16 protein-coding genes are annotated in these 16,053 nt (G+C 57.0%); 10 read left to right on the top strand and 6 right to left on the bottom strand.

Going from position 1 to position 16,053, the window contains the following annotated elements:
• Window positions 1-83 precede the first annotated feature (83 nt).
• Window positions 84-1,730: a carbohydrate porin gene (locus L881_RS0112285; RefSeq protein WP_051464895.1), complete on the bottom strand. Its 1,647-nt coding sequence runs from the start codon at window positions 1,728-1,730 to the stop codon at window positions 84-86.
• 146 nt (window positions 1,731-1,876) lie between these two features.
• Window positions 1,877-3,094, bottom strand: coding sequence for an MFS transporter (locus L881_RS0112280; RefSeq protein ID WP_025733978.1), 1,218 nt, complete (start codon window positions 3,092-3,094; stop codon window positions 1,877-1,879).
• 238 nt (window positions 3,095-3,332) lie between these two features.
• On the opposite strand from L881_RS0112280, the gene L881_RS13295 reads away from it, so the two are divergent.
• Complete coding sequence (locus L881_RS13295; RefSeq protein WP_025733977.1) at window positions 3,333-4,148, top strand: ribonuclease T2 family protein; 816 nt, start codon at window positions 3,333-3,335, stop codon at window positions 4,146-4,148.
• A 55-nt stretch (window positions 4,149-4,203) separates the two neighbouring features.
• Entirely contained in the window at window positions 4,204-5,040 is an 837-nt protein-coding gene (gene bla / locus L881_RS0112270) for a class A beta-lactamase (RefSeq protein WP_169730610.1), read from the top strand.
• Window positions 5,041-5,089: 49 nt separating this feature from the next.
• Here bla and L881_RS0112265 read toward each other — a convergent pair whose 3' ends face one another.
• Together L881_RS0112265 and L881_RS0112260 are read right to left on the bottom strand one after the other, a co-directional pair.
• Complete coding sequence (locus tag L881_RS0112265) at window positions 5,090-5,509, bottom strand: YbaY family lipoprotein (RefSeq protein WP_025733975.1); 420 nt, start codon at window positions 5,507-5,509, stop codon at window positions 5,090-5,092.
• Between the two features lie 61 nt (window positions 5,510-5,570).
• Window positions 5,571-5,945 carry a translation initiation factor gene (locus L881_RS0112260; RefSeq protein WP_025733974.1) on the bottom strand — a complete coding sequence of 125 codons (375 nt, stop codon included), beginning with the start codon at window positions 5,943-5,945 and terminating at the stop codon, window positions 5,571-5,573.
• 171 nt (window positions 5,946-6,116) lie between these two features.
• On the opposite strand from L881_RS0112260, the gene L881_RS0112255 reads away from it, so the two are divergent.
• The 8 genes from L881_RS0112255 to L881_RS0112220 all read left to right on the top strand — a co-directional run bounded on the left by L881_RS0112255 (window position 6,117) and on the right by L881_RS0112220 (window position 12,372).
• Window positions 6,117-6,701, top strand: coding sequence for a nitroreductase family protein (locus L881_RS0112255; RefSeq protein ID WP_025733973.1), 585 nt, complete (start codon window positions 6,117-6,119; stop codon window positions 6,699-6,701).
• Between the two features lie 136 nt (window positions 6,702-6,837).
• Window positions 6,838-7,254, top strand: coding sequence for a type II toxin-antitoxin system HicB family antitoxin (locus L881_RS0112250; protein WP_025733972.1), 417 nt, complete (start codon window positions 6,838-6,840; stop codon window positions 7,252-7,254).
• Between the two features lie 140 nt (window positions 7,255-7,394).
• Window positions 7,395-7,883, top strand: a complete 489-nt coding sequence (locus L881_RS0112245) for a DUF192 domain-containing protein (RefSeq protein WP_025733971.1) — start codon at window positions 7,395-7,397, stop codon at window positions 7,881-7,883.
• A 136-nt stretch (window positions 7,884-8,019) separates the two neighbouring features.
• The gene (locus tag L881_RS0112240; protein ID WP_025733970.1) at window positions 8,020-9,384 is read left to right on the top strand and encodes an amino acid permease; all 1,365 of its coding nucleotides are present in this window, start codon (window positions 8,020-8,022) and stop codon (window positions 9,382-9,384) included.
• Window positions 9,385-9,614: 230 nt separating this feature from the next.
• On the top strand, window positions 9,615-9,773 hold the full coding sequence (locus L881_RS13820; protein WP_156926563.1) for a hypothetical protein: 159 nt from the start codon (window positions 9,615-9,617) through the stop codon (window positions 9,771-9,773).
• On the top strand, window positions 9,770-10,504 hold the full coding sequence (locus L881_RS0112230) for a metal ABC transporter ATP-binding protein (RefSeq protein ID WP_025733969.1): 735 nt from the start codon (window positions 9,770-9,772) through the stop codon (window positions 10,502-10,504). Before L881_RS13820 ends, L881_RS0112230 begins: the two co-directional genes overlap by 4 nt.
• A complete protein-coding gene (locus L881_RS0112225) occupies window positions 10,501-11,358 on the top strand; it encodes a metal ABC transporter permease (RefSeq protein WP_025733968.1) in 858 nt (285 codons plus the stop codon). Before L881_RS0112230 ends, L881_RS0112225 begins: the two co-directional genes overlap by 4 nt.
• Window positions 11,359-11,451: 93 nt before the next feature.
• Window positions 11,452-12,372, top strand: coding sequence for a metal ABC transporter substrate-binding protein (locus tag L881_RS0112220; protein WP_084055499.1), 921 nt, complete (start codon window positions 11,452-11,454; stop codon window positions 12,370-12,372).
• A 113-nt stretch (window positions 12,373-12,485) separates the two neighbouring features.
• On the opposite strand, the gene L881_RS0112215 is transcribed toward L881_RS0112220, so the two are convergent.
• A complete protein-coding gene (locus L881_RS0112215) occupies window positions 12,486-13,649 on the bottom strand; it encodes a phosphoglycerate kinase (RefSeq protein WP_025733966.1) in 1,164 nt (387 codons plus the stop codon).
• Window positions 13,650-13,773: 124 nt separating this feature from the next.
• Entirely contained in the window at window positions 13,774-15,765 is a 1,992-nt protein-coding gene (gene tkt, locus L881_RS0112210; protein ID WP_025733965.1) for a transketolase, read from the bottom strand.
• Window positions 15,766-16,053 lie beyond the last annotated feature (288 nt).

Below are 16,053 nucleotides of genomic sequence, written 5' to 3'. Positions count from 1 at the left end.
CTCTACACACTCACTCTTCCCCACACTCACAAGCCCCGCCCTTCTGGCTAGTTACGCGCAGAAGGGGCGGGGCTTGAATCGTGTTAGAACCAGGTTTCCATCTGTACCCCGAATTGCCACTCGCTGCCGGTGAAGCCGTTGAGTCCAAAGGCGTCGCTGTCGCTATAACCGTTGAGCTTCTTGCTCCAGTCAAGATAAGTGACAAAGGCGCGCAGTTCGGGACGCAGGAAGAAGTCGCCGGTCATGGGCTTCAGGGTTGGGGCGAAGGTCAGCCTGGTAACGCTGCCGTTGGTGCTATTGCGGTTGGCCCAGCCTTTAGGAGATAGATCCATGTTCTGCCAGGCGGCTTCATACTGTAGCTCGAAGTTTTCATTGATCGCCTGTGCAAAGCGCGCATTCAGCGTTACCCAGTCATAGCGGTCGCCTTTGACGTAGCGATCTTCGCTATGCTCGGCCATCACCATAGGGGCGATACTCCAGGTGTCATTCAAGGCAGTAGTGCCGTAAAGCGCCAGGCGCACGCTCTGGGCATCGCTGAGCAGTTCCGAATCAGACCCCAGCGACTTGACCTCGGCCCCTAGCCCCTTGCCATACATCACAGCAGCCTCAAAGGTGCCTTCACGCAGGCCAAAGAAGCTGTCGCCGTGATAGGCGACCATGGTCTGTACGCCATTTTCGGTGCTTTTTCCGGAACGGCTGTTAACGGTCTGCTCTGTACACTCTTCCTGAGACAGCCCGGCATGACCACCGACGCGGCAATTGGCATCGTTGTCGTTGGCATGCATGCCGTTGATCATCCACTGCCAGGGGCCAAAATAGTTGTTGAGGGTCAGAATGTAGTTCTGCACATTATCGCTGCCGCCGGCGGTTGAGAAATCACCAAAGCTTCTGCCCATAAGCGAGACATTGCTGCGCCAGTCGGGGGTGATCTGAATATCGTAGATACCGCCACCGGTGCCCGCCAGGAAGACAAAGTCGGAATCGAGCCAGTGAATATCGAAGTTGTCGCGATCAAACCGCTTGCCGGCCCAGAAGGTAGCGTCCTTGAACATACTGCTGTTGCTGAAGGCGGGTAGCGCCGAGAGTTCAGCGTAGACCTGACGCACGTTCAGGTCGCTGTCCTCTGATGTCCAGTCGTTGAGGGTATCAACGCCATCGGCCAGCATGACCGTATAGTTGGCACGAGTGCCGTTGCTAAAGAGCTGCTCATAGCCAAGCACCGCCTCGACATAGGTGTCCTGCTCATTGCCCAGACGCCCAATAGAGCCACCCACCATACCCGCTGGCGACATGTAAGGGCCGCCTTTGCCGCCTTCCAGGTGGTTATTGAACAGCGCACCGGAGCGAGCGTAACCGCCGAAGGTGATCTTGCCCTCGGGAGCGCCTGAATCGGAGGGCGGTTCCGATTCACTGTGTGACGCCGCATGAGGGGACTCACTGCCAGGCGCTGACGGGGCAGAAACCGTAGCCAGCTCAAGCGAGTGGGAAGTTGATTGCTGTTGAACAAGCGCCTGCTGTGCCTGTGAGGCCCGCTGCTCGGCAGCATCGGCGCGTTGTTCTGCGGATTTGGCGCGCTGCTCTGCGGCGCTGACACGTTCTTCAAGGGCTGCCAAACGCTCTTCAATGGTAGGAGCTTTAGCCAACGCCACAGGGCTGACCATCATCAGCCCCAGCGTAGAAGAGAGAGAGAATATTGATGCCTTCGAGCGGCAGGAGGTGTAAGAGAGCATCGGGCGTGTTTTTCTCGGTTATTGGTTTGGTTGTATCTTGACCGATAACCATGTTGCTCCAAACTCTCTTTAGTCGAGTATTCCTTCGTCGATATGAATGACCATTCATTCCTGCGCTGATACGCCAGTCAGACGCTATAAAATAGCTACTGGTTGCTTTTGCTGCGTGCTGCGGGGCTTGCCAGTGCCACAATCACAATGGATGACAGCAGCAGTGCCACGAAGGCCAGGCGCAAGCCTACCGCATGAGAAAGAAAGCCCAGCATCGGCGGGCCGCCCATCATGCTGACATAGCCCATCATGGCGACTGACGAAATCGCTTGGGAAGGCTCCATATCGGGTGTTTTGCCGGCCAGTCCAATCAGGCAGGGGAACAGCGAGGCCATGCCGAGTCCTGCCAGTACGAAGCCGATCAACGAGGCAACCGGAGTGGCAAAGATCACTGCAATGCCCAGCCCGACAATGCCTAATATTCCACCTACCTGTAGAGCAATCCGTGGGCCAGCGGCATCAATCCATTTGTCACCCAGCAGGCGTCCCACCGCCATGGAGCCGGTAAATACCGCCAGACCTAACGCTGCAAAGCCGGTTGAGGAGCCTGCCTCGGTCAAGAACAGCGAAGACCAGTCGGCCATCGACCCTTCGACAAAGACGGTGGCTGCCGCGATACCGCCGATCAGCCACAGTCGTCCTTTGGGAACCACAAACAGCGGCCCTTTGGCCGTTTGCTGACGTGGCTGAGGTTTGATCAGCAACCGTTTGCTGACCAGAATACCGACAAACAGCAGGGCCGCGATCAGCGTCAGGTGGTAGGCAGGAATCAGGCCAATACTCGCCAGCGCGCCGCCGCTAAGCGAGCCGACCATGCCACCCAGGCTGAAGACGCCGTGAAACGATGACATAATCGAGCGCCGGTAGCGGCGTTCAAGACTGGAAGCCTGATCGTTCATCGAAATGTTCATCAGCCCCATGCCCGCCCCAAACACCAGCAGCGCACCGCCCAATGTATAAGGGTTGGGCGACCAGCCGATCAGCACCAGCGACAGCACGATCAGATAAGAGCCGATACGTGTGGTACGACGGCTGCCGAAGGTGCCAATGAGATAGCTGGAGAGCAGCGTCAGTCCCAGTGAACCTACCACGGGGCACAGCAGCAGCAGACCGATCTGCGCATCATTGATGGCGAGCGTGCGGCGGATATCAGGCAAGCGCACCGCCCAGTTCGACATCGCCAGCCCGGACAGCGCGAAAAAGAAGGCAATGGAGGCGCGGCGATAAGGGCTCGACGTACTTTGCTGCGGCTCTTGCGGCGTATCAGGTTGATCCGCCACGGCATCAAATGAAGAAGAGTGAGTATCGGACACGGTCGCAGGATTCCTTGAAGATAAGACGCTGAAGGATAATAAGCACTTATAGAGATAGAGCTTACACAGCCGACTCGCAGGGGCGTTGTTATGGTCAATTTATGCCTGTGCGTATGCCCTGTTCAAGCCATGTCATGAAGGAAGACGCTACGGCCATTTCATATGGCGCCTGCTGGCTATCAGTAGCGCATCGGCATTCGCCCTGCAGGGCGTTATTCTGCACCGATAGGATCGCAAGATGAACAAGAAACATACAAGGAAAATTGCCGTTGCGGTGATTTGGGTCATGGTATTTGGCGTGGGAGCCGTGTGGAATCAGTATGGCTCGCATTCGTCACCGCGCTCTTCACCACATTCTGGCAACAACCAGCAGCAATCGGCACCTTCATTTCAGCAAGATGGAAAGCTGGATTTCGCTGCGGTGAATGATTTTACGCTGGCGCTCAGTTGGCAGCCCGGCTTCTGTCAGGGGCATCAAGAACGCCCTGAGTGTCGTAGCGACAGCAGCCATGCGCTGGTGCTGCATGGACTATGGCCCGGTGTGCCACACGAACTGGCGCAGCAAGGCGTGCGTCGCTCTGAGTGGAACCGTGACGGCTGTTTCGCGGTTGATCGTCAGCACAGCGGCAGCTTCTGCTCGTTCTCAAAACCGGCGTTGGAAGGTGGCACTTCCTCGGCGCTGGCAGCGGTGATGCCCGGTGAGAAAAGCTGTCTCGATCGCCACGAATACGCGAAGCATGGTGCCTGTTTCAATATTTCGGCTGACCGGTATTTTGATCACGCCATCACGCTCTTCCATAAGGTGGAAGGCAGCCGCTTCGGGCAATGGCTCGCCAATCACCGTGGTCAGCAGGTCGCGCGTCAGGATATTCTTGCCACCTTTGGCTCCACGTTTAATACCAGCAGCAGGGCGCTGATGCTGATGTGCGACCGTAGCGGGCGTCTTACCGAGCTGCGGATTGGTATCAAAGGCAATCAGCTGGATAACTTTCCTGCCAGCAGCAGCTTTGGTCAGGCGGGGCGCGGGCGCTGTGACCGTAACGTGAATCTATAAAACAGGCAGGACACTTATGCAGATGCGATGGTTATTGGCTTGTTGCACTTTTTTCGTGTGGTTAGGCAGCGCACATGCCGATACCGCTCCCGTTGATCCGCTGAGTAAGCAGGCAGCCCGTATTGAGCAGACCTTAGGCGGTCGTGTGGGCGCTTACGTGATGGACACTGAAAGCGGGCGCACCTGGCACTATCAGGCCGATCAGCGCTTTCCCATGGCGAGCACCTCCAAGGTATTCATGTGTGCGGCGCTATTGAATAACAACGGCCATGACGGTCAGCAGCTGGAATCCAAAGCGCCGCCGCTATCCGAAAAGCAGCTGGTGGCTCATTCGCCGATAACGTCGCGCTATGTCGGGCAGCGTTTGACCATGGCGCAACTTTGCAGCGCTGCCTTGAGCGTGAGCGATAATACCGCGGCCAATCTGATATTGAACCAGCTAGGCGGCCCGCAGCAGGTGACCCGGTATGCTCGCACTCTGGGGGATCAGGTGACGCGCCTTGATCGTTTCGAACCACAATTGAATGAAGCCGCTCCAGGCGATGCACGGGATACCACTTCCCCGCGCGCCATGGCGCTGTCGCTGCAACGATTGCTGCTCGGTGATGCGCTACCCAAAGCGCAGCGTCAGCAACTGCTTCACTGGATGGAGAACGATCAGGTTGCCGATGAACTGCTGCGAGCGGTAGTGCCTCGGAAGTGGCAGGTAGCAGACAAGACGGGAAGCGGCCTTCACAATACGCGCAATATCGTGGCGCTCTTGCAGCCGCCGCATCACAAGCCGGTTATCGTTACCATCTACATGACCGGCGTTGGTCAGCAGATGGCGCAGCGCGATGAAGCGATCAGAGCACTGGGAAAAACAATCGTCGGGCTGATTACTGAAGAGTAGAGCGCATGAACCAAAACGGCACCCTGAGGTGCCGTTGGTGTCTGTGTGGCTAGCGAGGTGCCAATACCAGCTGCACGGCGCTTCTGGGAGCACCCTGAGTGAGTGCCGGAACCGCTTCGTGCTCTACATAGCGGAGCTTGCCATCAATGACAAGACTGCCGGTCAGCGCGTAATGGTGACTTTCATCAATGCCGTTGTGGTCGTACATCAGCTCGAAGTGCTCGGGCCAGGTGCCGGTGACGCGCTGCTGGGTCACGGCCACGCGGCTGCCGCCGTCGTCCTGATCAACCAGCGACAGATGAATCTGCCCCTGCTGCACCTGGGATGAATCGGAGAGTCCTACGGTGCCGTTCAGGGTTTGCCAGTCGGGGCCGCCGCTGAAAGGCATCCATGAACAGCCTCCCAGTAAGCCCAGCGTACCTGCCAGTAGTAGCGTGCGAAGTTGACGGGGGCGAATCATCGAGTGCATAGCAATTTCCATTAAGATGACGAGAGTAGGCGGAGCCGAGCGTGGTGTGTCAGGAGGCTGCTCAGCCCCCGGCCAGTTTTACTTTAAAGCCTTGTTCTTCAAGCAGTGCCTTGACGGTGTCGCGGTGATCGCCCTGAATTTCAATAATGTACCCCTTCAGGGAGCCGCCGCTACCGCAGCGTTTCTTGAGAGTAGCCGTGAGCGATTTCAGGCCATCTTCTGCAAGTGGCACCCCCTCGATGGTGGTCACGCCCTTGCCCTTGCGACCGGAGGTTTCACGGCGAATGCGTACAATTCCATCAAGTTCGTCCAGCCGCTGCTGATCACGCGCCTGTCGCTGTTGATCCGCTTCGTTTTCGCGCAGATCACCATGCTCGGTAGAGTACACGGAGCGTGATCCAAAGTGGCCCTGCAATTGATCCTTTAACGATGACATCGGAATTACCTGCTGAATGTATGCCCGTGAGCATAGCAGTGGCCGTAATGGAATAAAAACAGTGGCAAAACAGTCTTTACTTTATGCGCGGCGGTGCGCCATGTTTAAGTGGTTCTATCGTCGCTGATGCAGCGGCACATCCTTCTTCGCACTGATCCATGAGGCCATGCCATGTCTGAACGTCAACCGCAGTATCCCGCTGATGCGCTATTTGTAAATCGCTGGTCGCCGCGCTCGCTTACCGGTGAAGCCATTGATGACCAGACGCTGTTGACCCTGTTCGAAGCTGCCCGCTGGGCGCCTTCAGCCTTTAACGTTCAGCCATGGCGCTTCTCTTATTCCAAAAATGACAGCGAGAGCTTCAGCACCTATCTGGATTTTCTGGTCGAATTCAACCAGAGCTGGGCCAAAAATGCCTCGGCGCTGATTGTGGTGCTGGCTAAAAAAATCACCATGACCTCGCAGGCGGAAGTCGAATTTCCCAGCTACGCCTTTGACACAGGGGCTGCCTGGGCGAGTCTTGCATTTCAGGCAGAAAAGCTGGGCTGGGTCACTCACGGCATGACAGGCATCAACAAGGAGAAAATCGCCGCGACGCTTAAGGTGCCGGAAACCTACTCCGTTGAAGCGATGATTGCCGTGGGCAAGCAGGGCGATAAGGCCGCACTCCCCGAAGGGCTGCAAGCCAAGGAAGCCCCCAGTGACCGCCGCCCTGTCGAAGAGACAATTTTCGAAGGTATTGGCTTCAAGGAATAAGACAACCGCGCAAATAGTAGTAGTGGTTTCCTCCTCTCGGTATCGCAGGGTATCGGGAGGTATTTCTTGTTGGGCGGGAAATAGCGGCCTAATCGAGCGCCTTCACTGCATCTTGATAAATACGAGAGAGTCTTCAATGCACGCATATCCGATCAGGTTGCATGACAACGGCACATGGGCCACTGCGCGGGATATACCGGAGTTCAACACAGCTGGAAACGGTGACACAGAAACCATTGCCAATGCCGTCGATGGCTTGATAACTGCGTTATCGTTTTATCAGGATAGATCTCAAAAAATGCCGGTTGCCTCAGAGCCTCAAGCTGGCGAGGTGCTCATTCATATCCCGACACTGGAAGCTGCAAAGATCGCGTTGTGGAATGAAATGGTGGGGCAGGGGATCAACAAGGCCAGCCTGGCCCGGCGGCTGGGAGTATCGGCAACATCAGCAGGGCGTCTTGCTTCTATTCTCTATTCATCACGAATAGAAGTGGTCGAAAATGCCTTACTGGCGCTCGGCAAACGACTTTTAGTGGTCACCGAAGCAGCCTGAAACGCAAAATCGCAACGGTGGCACTTGGGTAAGCGTCTATTCTCAATACCCCAGGGTATCGGGAGCTGTTTCTTGTTGGGCGGAAAAACAACAATCGGCCATTGGCGGTGTCGTCAGGGCTGGCGGTAGCAGGAGAGGGCATGAAGGGGAAACGTATTATCGGAGCGGGGCTTCAAGGCACGCTAACAGGCGTGCTGCTATGGTCGCTGCTCGCAGGGGCGGCGCAGGCTGCTGCAACCGACTCCGTGACGATCATCACGGCGCATGGCCCGCATAAGGTGACGGCTGAAATTGCCGCGACGCCTGAACAGCGTGAGATAGGGTTGATGCAACGGACTGAGCTTGCCGATGATCATGGCATGTTGTTCAGCTACGCAGGTCACGAGCAGCCTGCCGAGAATGGCTACTGGATGTATCGCACGCTGATTTCTTTGGATATTGCTTTCATTGATCGTGACGGCAGGATTACCGATACCTTTAGGATGCCGCCATGTCAGGCTTCCAATGCGCAGGACTGTCCGATTTTCCGCCCCCAGGCGCCCTATGTAGCGGCACTGGAGATGGCCGGCGGTTATTTTTCCCAGCACCATATCAAGGCAGGAGATCGCGTTGTTCTTCCCGCTGATTGATGGGGTTTGCGCGGCATCGTGGTGAGCTGCGGCAGGGTTTGGTAGTATGCGCAGGTTTTTCTGAGGTCACTCGGGCGCCTTGCGTGTTTGTCGAGTGATCACTTGCCTTGTCGTCGCGCTGTTGCAGTGGAAACCCATGTCGCAAAACGAATCACTCAAACGCCATTTGAAGGTGCGCCATATTCGCTTCATGGCGCTCGGCTCAGCCATTGGTACCGGGCTTTTTTATGGCTCCTCGGAGGCTATCCAGCTAGCTGGCCCTGCGGTGTTGCTGGCCTATATGGTCGCGGGAGCGGCGGTGTTTGTGGTGATGCGCGCGCTCGGGGAAATGGCCGTGCATCATCCGGTGGCAGGGTCGTTCGGGCGTTATGCCAGCGATTACCTCGGCCCCTTTGCAGGCTTTGTGACGGGGTGGACCTACTGTTTTGAGATGGTGATCGTTGCCATCGCCGACGTGACTGCCTTCGGCTTTTATATGAGTAGCTGGTTCCCTGAAGTTGCGCGCTGGGTGTGGGTGCTCTCGGTCGTGTTCTTCATTGCGGCGCTAAACCTGCTCAGTGTACGGGTATTCGGTGAGCTGGAAATGTGGCTTTCGGCGCTCAAGGTAGCGGCCATTATCGCCATGATTGCAGCGGGCTGCGCCGTCATTGTATGGGGCGTGGGCACCTCCGATGGTGTGCCAACCGGCATTTCCAACCTGTGGGAGCACGGCGGCCTGTTACCGTTCGGCTGGGAAGGCGTACTGCTGGCATTGCCGCTGGCGATGTTCTCGTTTGGGGGCATCGAAGTAATCGGTATTACCGCGGGAGAAACCGACAATCCGCGCAAGGCGCTGCCCAAGGCGGTCAATTCGGTGCCGTTCAGGATCTTGATCTTCTACGTGGGCACCCTGTTTGTGCTGATGTCTGTGCAGCCGTGGCAGCAGATAGGTTCAGATGGCAGCCCCTTTGTAGGCATGTTTGAGCATTTGGGAATCGGCTGGGCGGCTATCGCTTTCAACGTGATCGTGATTAGTGCGTCTTTATCGGCGATCAATAGTGACGTGTTTGGCGCTGGCCGCATGATGTATGACCTCAGCCGTCAGCGTCAGGCCCCGCGCTCTTTCCAGTCGATCTCCTCAGCGGGAATACCATGGGTCACGGTGGCTGCCATGGCCCTTGCGCTGCTGGTGGGAGTGTTGCTGAATTACTTGATCCCCGATCGGGTCTTCGAAGTGATCGCATCCCTGGCTACCTTTGCGACCCTATGGGTCTGGATGGCCATTCTGTTTGCTCACATGGCGATGCGGCGTCGCCTAAGTGCCGAGGAGCGCGGGGAGCTGGAATTTCCTCTGTTTCTTTACCCGGCCAGTTCGATCTTTGCGCTGCTGTTTATGGTGCTTGCGATTGTCTTGATCGGTTACGCTGCCGATACCCGTGTAGCACTTTATGCTGGCATCGGTTGGCTTGTGCTGCTGGGCATTACATGGCGGCTGATACCTGCTTCCAAAAGCAGCAAGTGAACATGCGCGGCTACTAAAACAGCCAGGCAGTCGCTGGCGCTGACATCTTGGGCGAGGCGCAGTGGTTCTTGCTACCATAGTGGGGTAACCCCTGCGCTGTACGCCAGAAGCGCGCCTTCCTGTTGGTGGGCGGCATGGCTTTCAGCCAGATAGTGACATCATTAGCGGTGGTGGTAATGGATCGGCCCCGCCTCACGATAATTGACAGATATAGTATAACGTTATCTTTTATGACCTCTGACTCCCAACATTCGCAGCAGCGCAGCACCACGCCTAGTGGCAGACCCATTTCGGTGCTCACTCTCTCGGTGGTTGCGCGCTCCCTGGCAGCCATTGTGCTGTGCCTGCCGCTGTGGCTCGCCGTTTACTGGGCGGTGCAGCTACCATGAGTGAAGCCTTGGTAACGCTTGATAATCTTACCGTGAAGCGCGGTGGGCGAGCGGTGCTCAGCGGTATTCATGGCTGCTTCGAGCGGGGCAGCATGACGGCAATTATGGGCGCTAACGGGGCGGGGAAATCGACGCTGCTCAAAAGCGTGATGGGCTTGTTGCCCAGCGCTCAGGGCCGGGTAATACGCACGCCCCATGATCTGGATATCGCCTATTTACCGCAGCAAGCGGCCATTGATCACTCTTTCCCTGTCAGTGTGGGCGAAGTGGTAGCGATGGGTGCCTGGCAGCGAGTGGGGGGATTCGGTGCGCTGAAGCAGCGTGAATGGCGACGGCAGGTAGCCGAGGCACTGGCTCGGGTGGGCTTCGACGATATCAGCAAGCGCTCGATTGGGGCGTTATCCACCGGGCAGTTTCAGCGGGTGCTGTTCGCTCGTCTGCTGCTTCAGAATGCCGAGATGGTGCTGCTCGATGAGCCTTTTGCCGGTGTGGATGCGGCAACCACGCGCGATCTGCTGGCGCTGGTGTGCGAGTGGCACCAACAAGGCCGTACCATTGTCGCCGTCCTGCATGATATCAATCAGGTGGTGCGTCATTTTCCCGCGACCCTGCTGTTGGCAGGGCGCCAGATCGCCTGGGGCAACAGCGAAGAGGTGCTCAGCACCGAGCATCTTCAACAAGCGCTTGGAATGAGCGGTAGTGCTGAACAGAGTGAAGGAAGTCGCTTGTGATTGATTGGCTCGACCAAACGCTATGGATGCCCTTCACCGATTTCGGTTTTATGCGGCGTGCGCTTATCGCGGGATTCGCGCTCAGCATCAGTGCAGGGCCGGTGGGCGTATTGCTGCTGCTGCGGCGCATGAGCCTGATGGGAGATGCGCTGAGCCATGCGGTGTTGCCGGGGGCGGCCATCGGCTATTTGGTCGCGGGACTGTCGCTGTGGGCAATGGGCATTGGCGGCCTGGTGGCGGGCTTGCTGGTGGCGATGATGGCTGGCTTTACCAGTCGCCGTAGTCGCTTGCGTGAAGATGCCTCCTTCGCCGGTTTCTATCTTATTTCGCTGGCCGGCGGGGTGATGATTGTCTCCCTGCGCGGTTCCAGTATTGATTTGCTGCATGTGCTGTTCGGCACCATTCTCGCTATTGATGCGAATACGCTCTATTTGATTGCTGGAATCAGCTCCGTCACGCTGCTGGTGTTGGCCGTTATCTACCGGCCGCTGGTGATGGAGTGCTTTGATCCGGAGTTTCTACGCACTGTGAAGGGGCGTGGTGGTTGGGCGCATCACGCTTTTCTGCTGCTGGTGGTGCTTAATCTGATCGCCGGGTTTCAGTCGCTTGGTACGTTGATGGCTGTGGGGATGATGATGCTACCTGCTCTGGTGGCGCGGCTATGGACCTCGGCGCTGGGCAGCATGATGCTGCTCTCTGTGCTTGTCGGCTGCGCCGCTTCTCTTATTGGTCTGGTGGTGTCGTTCAATGCAGGCGTTGCCTCCGGTCCTGCCATTGTGCTGTCGGCGGGCGCTTTCTATCTGATTTCATTGGTGATTTCCCCCGGCGGGCTATTGGGGCGGCAGCATCGGTAACGCGCTTATTGTGAACGAGGGCTTGCTTCTTTTTTGATAATGTTATTTCATAACATTTTTAAATCAAGCTTTCGAGAAGTGATGGTCAACGTGATGAGAAAAGCCGTTCTTTCCATGGTGCTGATGTGTGGCGCATTGGCCGCGAGCATTGGTTCCGCCAGCGCCGCGCAGCTGAATGCTGTAGCATCATTTTCCGTATTGGCCGATGTCGTCAAGCAGGTGGGGGGCGACCGCGTAAAGGTAAGCTCTCTGGTGCCGGCCAACGGTGATCCACACGAGTTCGAGCCGACCCCACGGGATGCCGGACGCTTGAATAACGCTGATCTGGTATTTCTGAGTGGCTTGGGGCTGGAAGGCTGGCTGGATCGACTGGTGTCGGCATCGGGTTACAAATCCCACGCCATTACCGTATCGGAAGGCATCAAGCCTCTCGATGCTGCGGAAGAGGATGACGATCATCAGCACCGTCACGGCGGTAGCGATCCCCATGTGTGGAATGACGTGGCGAACGTGAAGCTGTGGGTCGATAACATCGAGCAAGCGCTGGAGAAAAAAGACCCCGCCGGTGCTGAAGTCTACAAGGCCAATGCGACACGCTATCGTCATCAGCTTGACCAGCTCGACAGTGATATTCGCAGTGAGATCCAGAGTGTTCCCCAGGCACAGCGCAAGGTGCTGACTTCCCACGATGCTTTGGGCTATTACGGGCACGCCTACGGTGTAAGCTTCCTCTCCCCGCAGGGGCTTTCCACTTCATCTGAAGCCTCGGCGCGTGACGTGGCAGCCTTAATCAGCCAGATAAAGCGCGAGCATATTAGCGCCTACTTCTTTGAAAACGCGAACGATCCGCGCCTAGTGAAGCAGATTGCGGCTGCCACAGGTGCCAAACCCAGCGGTGAGCTTTACGTGGAATCACTCTCGACTGAACAGGGGCCAGCCGCCGACTATCTCTCGATGATGCGCTACAACACTGAGCAGATGGTGGCTGCAATGAAGGGAAGTCACGACCATTAAGGCAAGGTAGTGATAATACCGGGCAACGGTAAACCGATAGCTAAAAACAGGGGCGTTCCATGTGGAACGCCCCTGTTCGTTGGTGCGCAATAGCGACAATGCTGAGCGGCGGCTTAGTTGGCCTTCGCTTCGAGTGCTGCTACTGCGGGAAGCGTTTTGCCTTCCACGTATTCAAGGAAAGCACCGCCGCCGGTAGAGATATAGGAGACCTGATCGGCAATGCCGTACTTGTCGATGGCAGCAAGGGTATCGCCGCCGCCTGCGATAGAGAAGCCTGCGCTGGCCGCGATCGCTTCCGACAGCGCTTTGGTGCCGTTGGCAAACTGGTCTATTTCGAAGACGCCGACAGGGCCGTTCCACAGGATCGTACCGGCATCCTTGAGGCTCGCGGCGAAGGTTGCGGCTGTTTTAGGGCCTACGTCGAGGATCATGTCATCCTCTGCGACCTGATCGACAGGCTTGACCGTTGCTTCGGCGCTCTCGGAAAACTCTTTGGCGACAACAACATCTTCAGGAATAGGAACGTCAACCTTGCTCATCAGCGCCTTGGCAGAATCGACCAGATCAGCTTCGTAGAGCGATTTGCCGACGGAATAGCCGGCTGCGGCGATGAAGGTGTTGGCGATGCCGCCTCCCACAATCAGCTTGTCGCATTTCTCCGACAGCGCATTGAGCACTTCCAGCTTGGTCGATACCTTGGAACCACCCACGATGGCGAGCATCGGGCGCTTGGGTTCGGCCAGGGCCTTGTGAAGTGCCGCCAGCTCGGAGGCCAGTAGCGGGCCAGCAACAGCCACCGGTGCAAAGCGTGCTACGCCGTGTGTGGACGCCTGCGCACGGTGTGCTGTACCAAAGGCGTCCATCACGAAGATGTCGCAAAGCTCTGCGTAGGCTTTGGAAAGCGCTTCGTCGTCTTTCTTTTCGCCCTTGTTGAAGCGCACGTTTTCCAGCAGCACGACTTCACCATCGCTGACTTCCGGCGCGCTATCGAGGTAATCCTGTACCAGGCGCACGGGCTGGCCCAGCAGTTCGCCAAGACGCTCGGCCACGGGAGCAAGACTGTACTGCTCCTCGAATTCGCCTTCGGTCGGGCGACCCAGATGGCTTAGCAGCAACACTTTGGCGCCCGCCTGACTCGCGTGCTTGATAGTGTCGAGACTTGCTCGGATACGAGCATCCGACGCGACCTTGCCATCCTTGATCGGCACATTAAGGTCTTCGCGAACAAGAACGCGTTTTCCGGCGAGATCAATATCGCTCAATTGACGCACTGTCATACTCATGCTCCTAAGGTGCTTTCGTTTCTATCCAAGGCTCTCTGTATAGAGGCCCAGAAATACGTCCGCCCCGATGGTGCGTGACCAGCGGGGCGGAAATCAATCAGTCACGCGAATAGCGCAATTAACCGACCAGCTCTTCGGAAATCTTGACCAGATTTTCGACGGTGAAGCCGAAGTGCTTGAACAGCTCTTCAGCCTTGCCGGATTCACCGTAGCTGTTCATGCCGAGTACCTTGCCGTCGAGGCCAACGTACTTGTACCAGCCGCTGACAGAAGCCGCTTCTACGGCAACGCGCGCGCGAATTTCTTTCGGCAGTACCGATTCCTTGTAGGCAGAGTCCTGGTCGTCGAACACGTTGGTAGACGGCATGGAAACGACGCGAACCTTGCGGCCCTTGCCTTCAAGTTCCTTGGCAGCATCGACCGCCAGACCCACTTCTGAGCCGGTTGCGATCAGAATCAGCTCCGGAGTACCTTCGCTGTCGCGCAGCACGTAACCACCCCGACGGATATTGGCGAGCTGCTCATCGGTACGCGGCTGTACCGCGAGACCCTGACGAGAGAGCGCCAGTGCGGTGGGCGCATCCTTGCGGTGCAGGGCATCGACCCACGCTGCGGCAGTTTCAACGCCGTCAGCCGGACGCCAAGTGTAGAGGTTCGGGATGGCGCGCATGGCTTCGAGCTGCTCGATCGGCTGGTGCGTCGGGCCATCTTCGCCAAGACCGATGGAGTCGTGAGTGAATACATGCACCATCTGAGTGTGCATCAGCGCGGACATGCGCACGGCGTTGAACATGTACTCAACGAATACCAAGAAGGTCGCGTCGTAAGGAATGAAGCCGCCATGTACGGCAATACCGTTGGCAATGGCGCCCATTCCGAATTCACGCACACCGTAGTGCAGGTAGCCGCCAGCGAAGTCATCTTTGGTGATCGCTTTGGCGCCGTTCCAGAAGGTGAGGTTGGACGGTGCAAGGTCAGCAGAACCGCCGAGGAATTCGGGCAGAACCGGGCCGAGTTCGTTCAGAACGTTTTGCGACGCCTTGCGTGATGCAACCTTCTCGCCTTTTTCCTGGAATTCCTTGATCAGCGCGGTGCCGTCAAAGTCCTTCGGCAGCTCTTTGCTGGCACGACGCTTGAACTCTTCCGCCAGCTCAGGATGCGCTTTGGCATAGGCGGCGAATTTTTCGTCGTACTCTTTCTCAAGCTTGGCGCCTTTCTCTTTGGCATCCCATGCGTCGTAGTATTCCTGTGGAATTTCGAACGCTGCAGATTCCCATACCAGCTCTTTGCGCGAAAGCGCTACTTCGTCTTCGCCCAGTGCTGCGCCGTGGCTCTCTTCCTTGCCAGACTTGTTGGGTGAGCCAAAGCCGATCACGGTTTTGCAGATGATCAGCGTCGGTTTGTCGGTCACTTTCTTCGATTCAACGATGGCAGCATCAATGGCGTCTGCATCATGGCCATCAATGGGGCCAATAACGTGCCAGTTGTAGGCTTTGAAGCGCTCGGCAGTGTCATCGGTGAACCAGCCGGCAACTTCGCCGTCGATCGAGATACCGTTGTCATCATAGAAAACGGTCAGGTTGCCGAGGCCGAGGGTGCCCGCCAGCGAACATACTTCGTGGCTAACGCCTTCCATCAGGCAGCCGTCGCCAGCGAAGGTATAGATGTGGTGATTGACGATCTCGTGGCCGTCACGGTTGAACTGCGCTGCCAGGGTACGCTCGGCGATCGCCATGCCCACGGCGTTGCCCAGACCTTGTCCAAGCGGGCCAGTGGTGGTTTCGATACCGTCGGTGTAGCCATATTCAGGATGGCCTGGGGTTTTCGAGCCGGTCTGACGGAACTGCTTGAGGTCTTCGATAGACAGGTTATAGCCAGCCAGATGCAGCAGCGAATAGTGCAGCATGGAGCCGTGACCGTTGGACAGAATGAAGCGGTCGCGATCAGCCCAGTGAGGATTGCTGGGGTTATGCTTGAGGTGGTTGTTCCACAGCACTTCAGCGATGTCGGCCATTCCCATCGGCATACCGGGGTGACCTGAATTGGCCTTCTGAACGGCATCCATGGAGAGCGCGCGAATTGCGTTGGCTAGCTGACGATGTGATGGCATGACTTACAAACTCCTGATATTCACAGTGAGTGACGAATGAGGCTCTGCACCAATGATCGGTTTGGTTAGTAAACTTACGCAATTTTGCCGCAGGTTACCATGGGCCTTTGGTGTCAGGGCTGATCAAAGAGGTGCTCACAGGCGTTGAAACCCGCGGCACTGCCGAGTCGATCAAGTTTTACTAGAATAGAGGTGAATGTCGTGACTGTGTAGCTTCCAAGGCGATTTTCACGCGATCGTCACTTTTACCTACCGACCTGGCCCGCTCTTGATGGCTGAGCGTCTCCC

The organism is Carnimonas nigrificans ATCC BAA-78, from assembly GCF_000526695.1.
Classification (GTDB): Bacteria; Pseudomonadota; Gammaproteobacteria; order Pseudomonadales; family Halomonadaceae; genus Carnimonas; species Carnimonas nigrificans.
The sequence above is the reverse complement of the archived record's forward strand: the minus strand, read 5'-3'. Positions and strand labels throughout refer to the sequence as shown.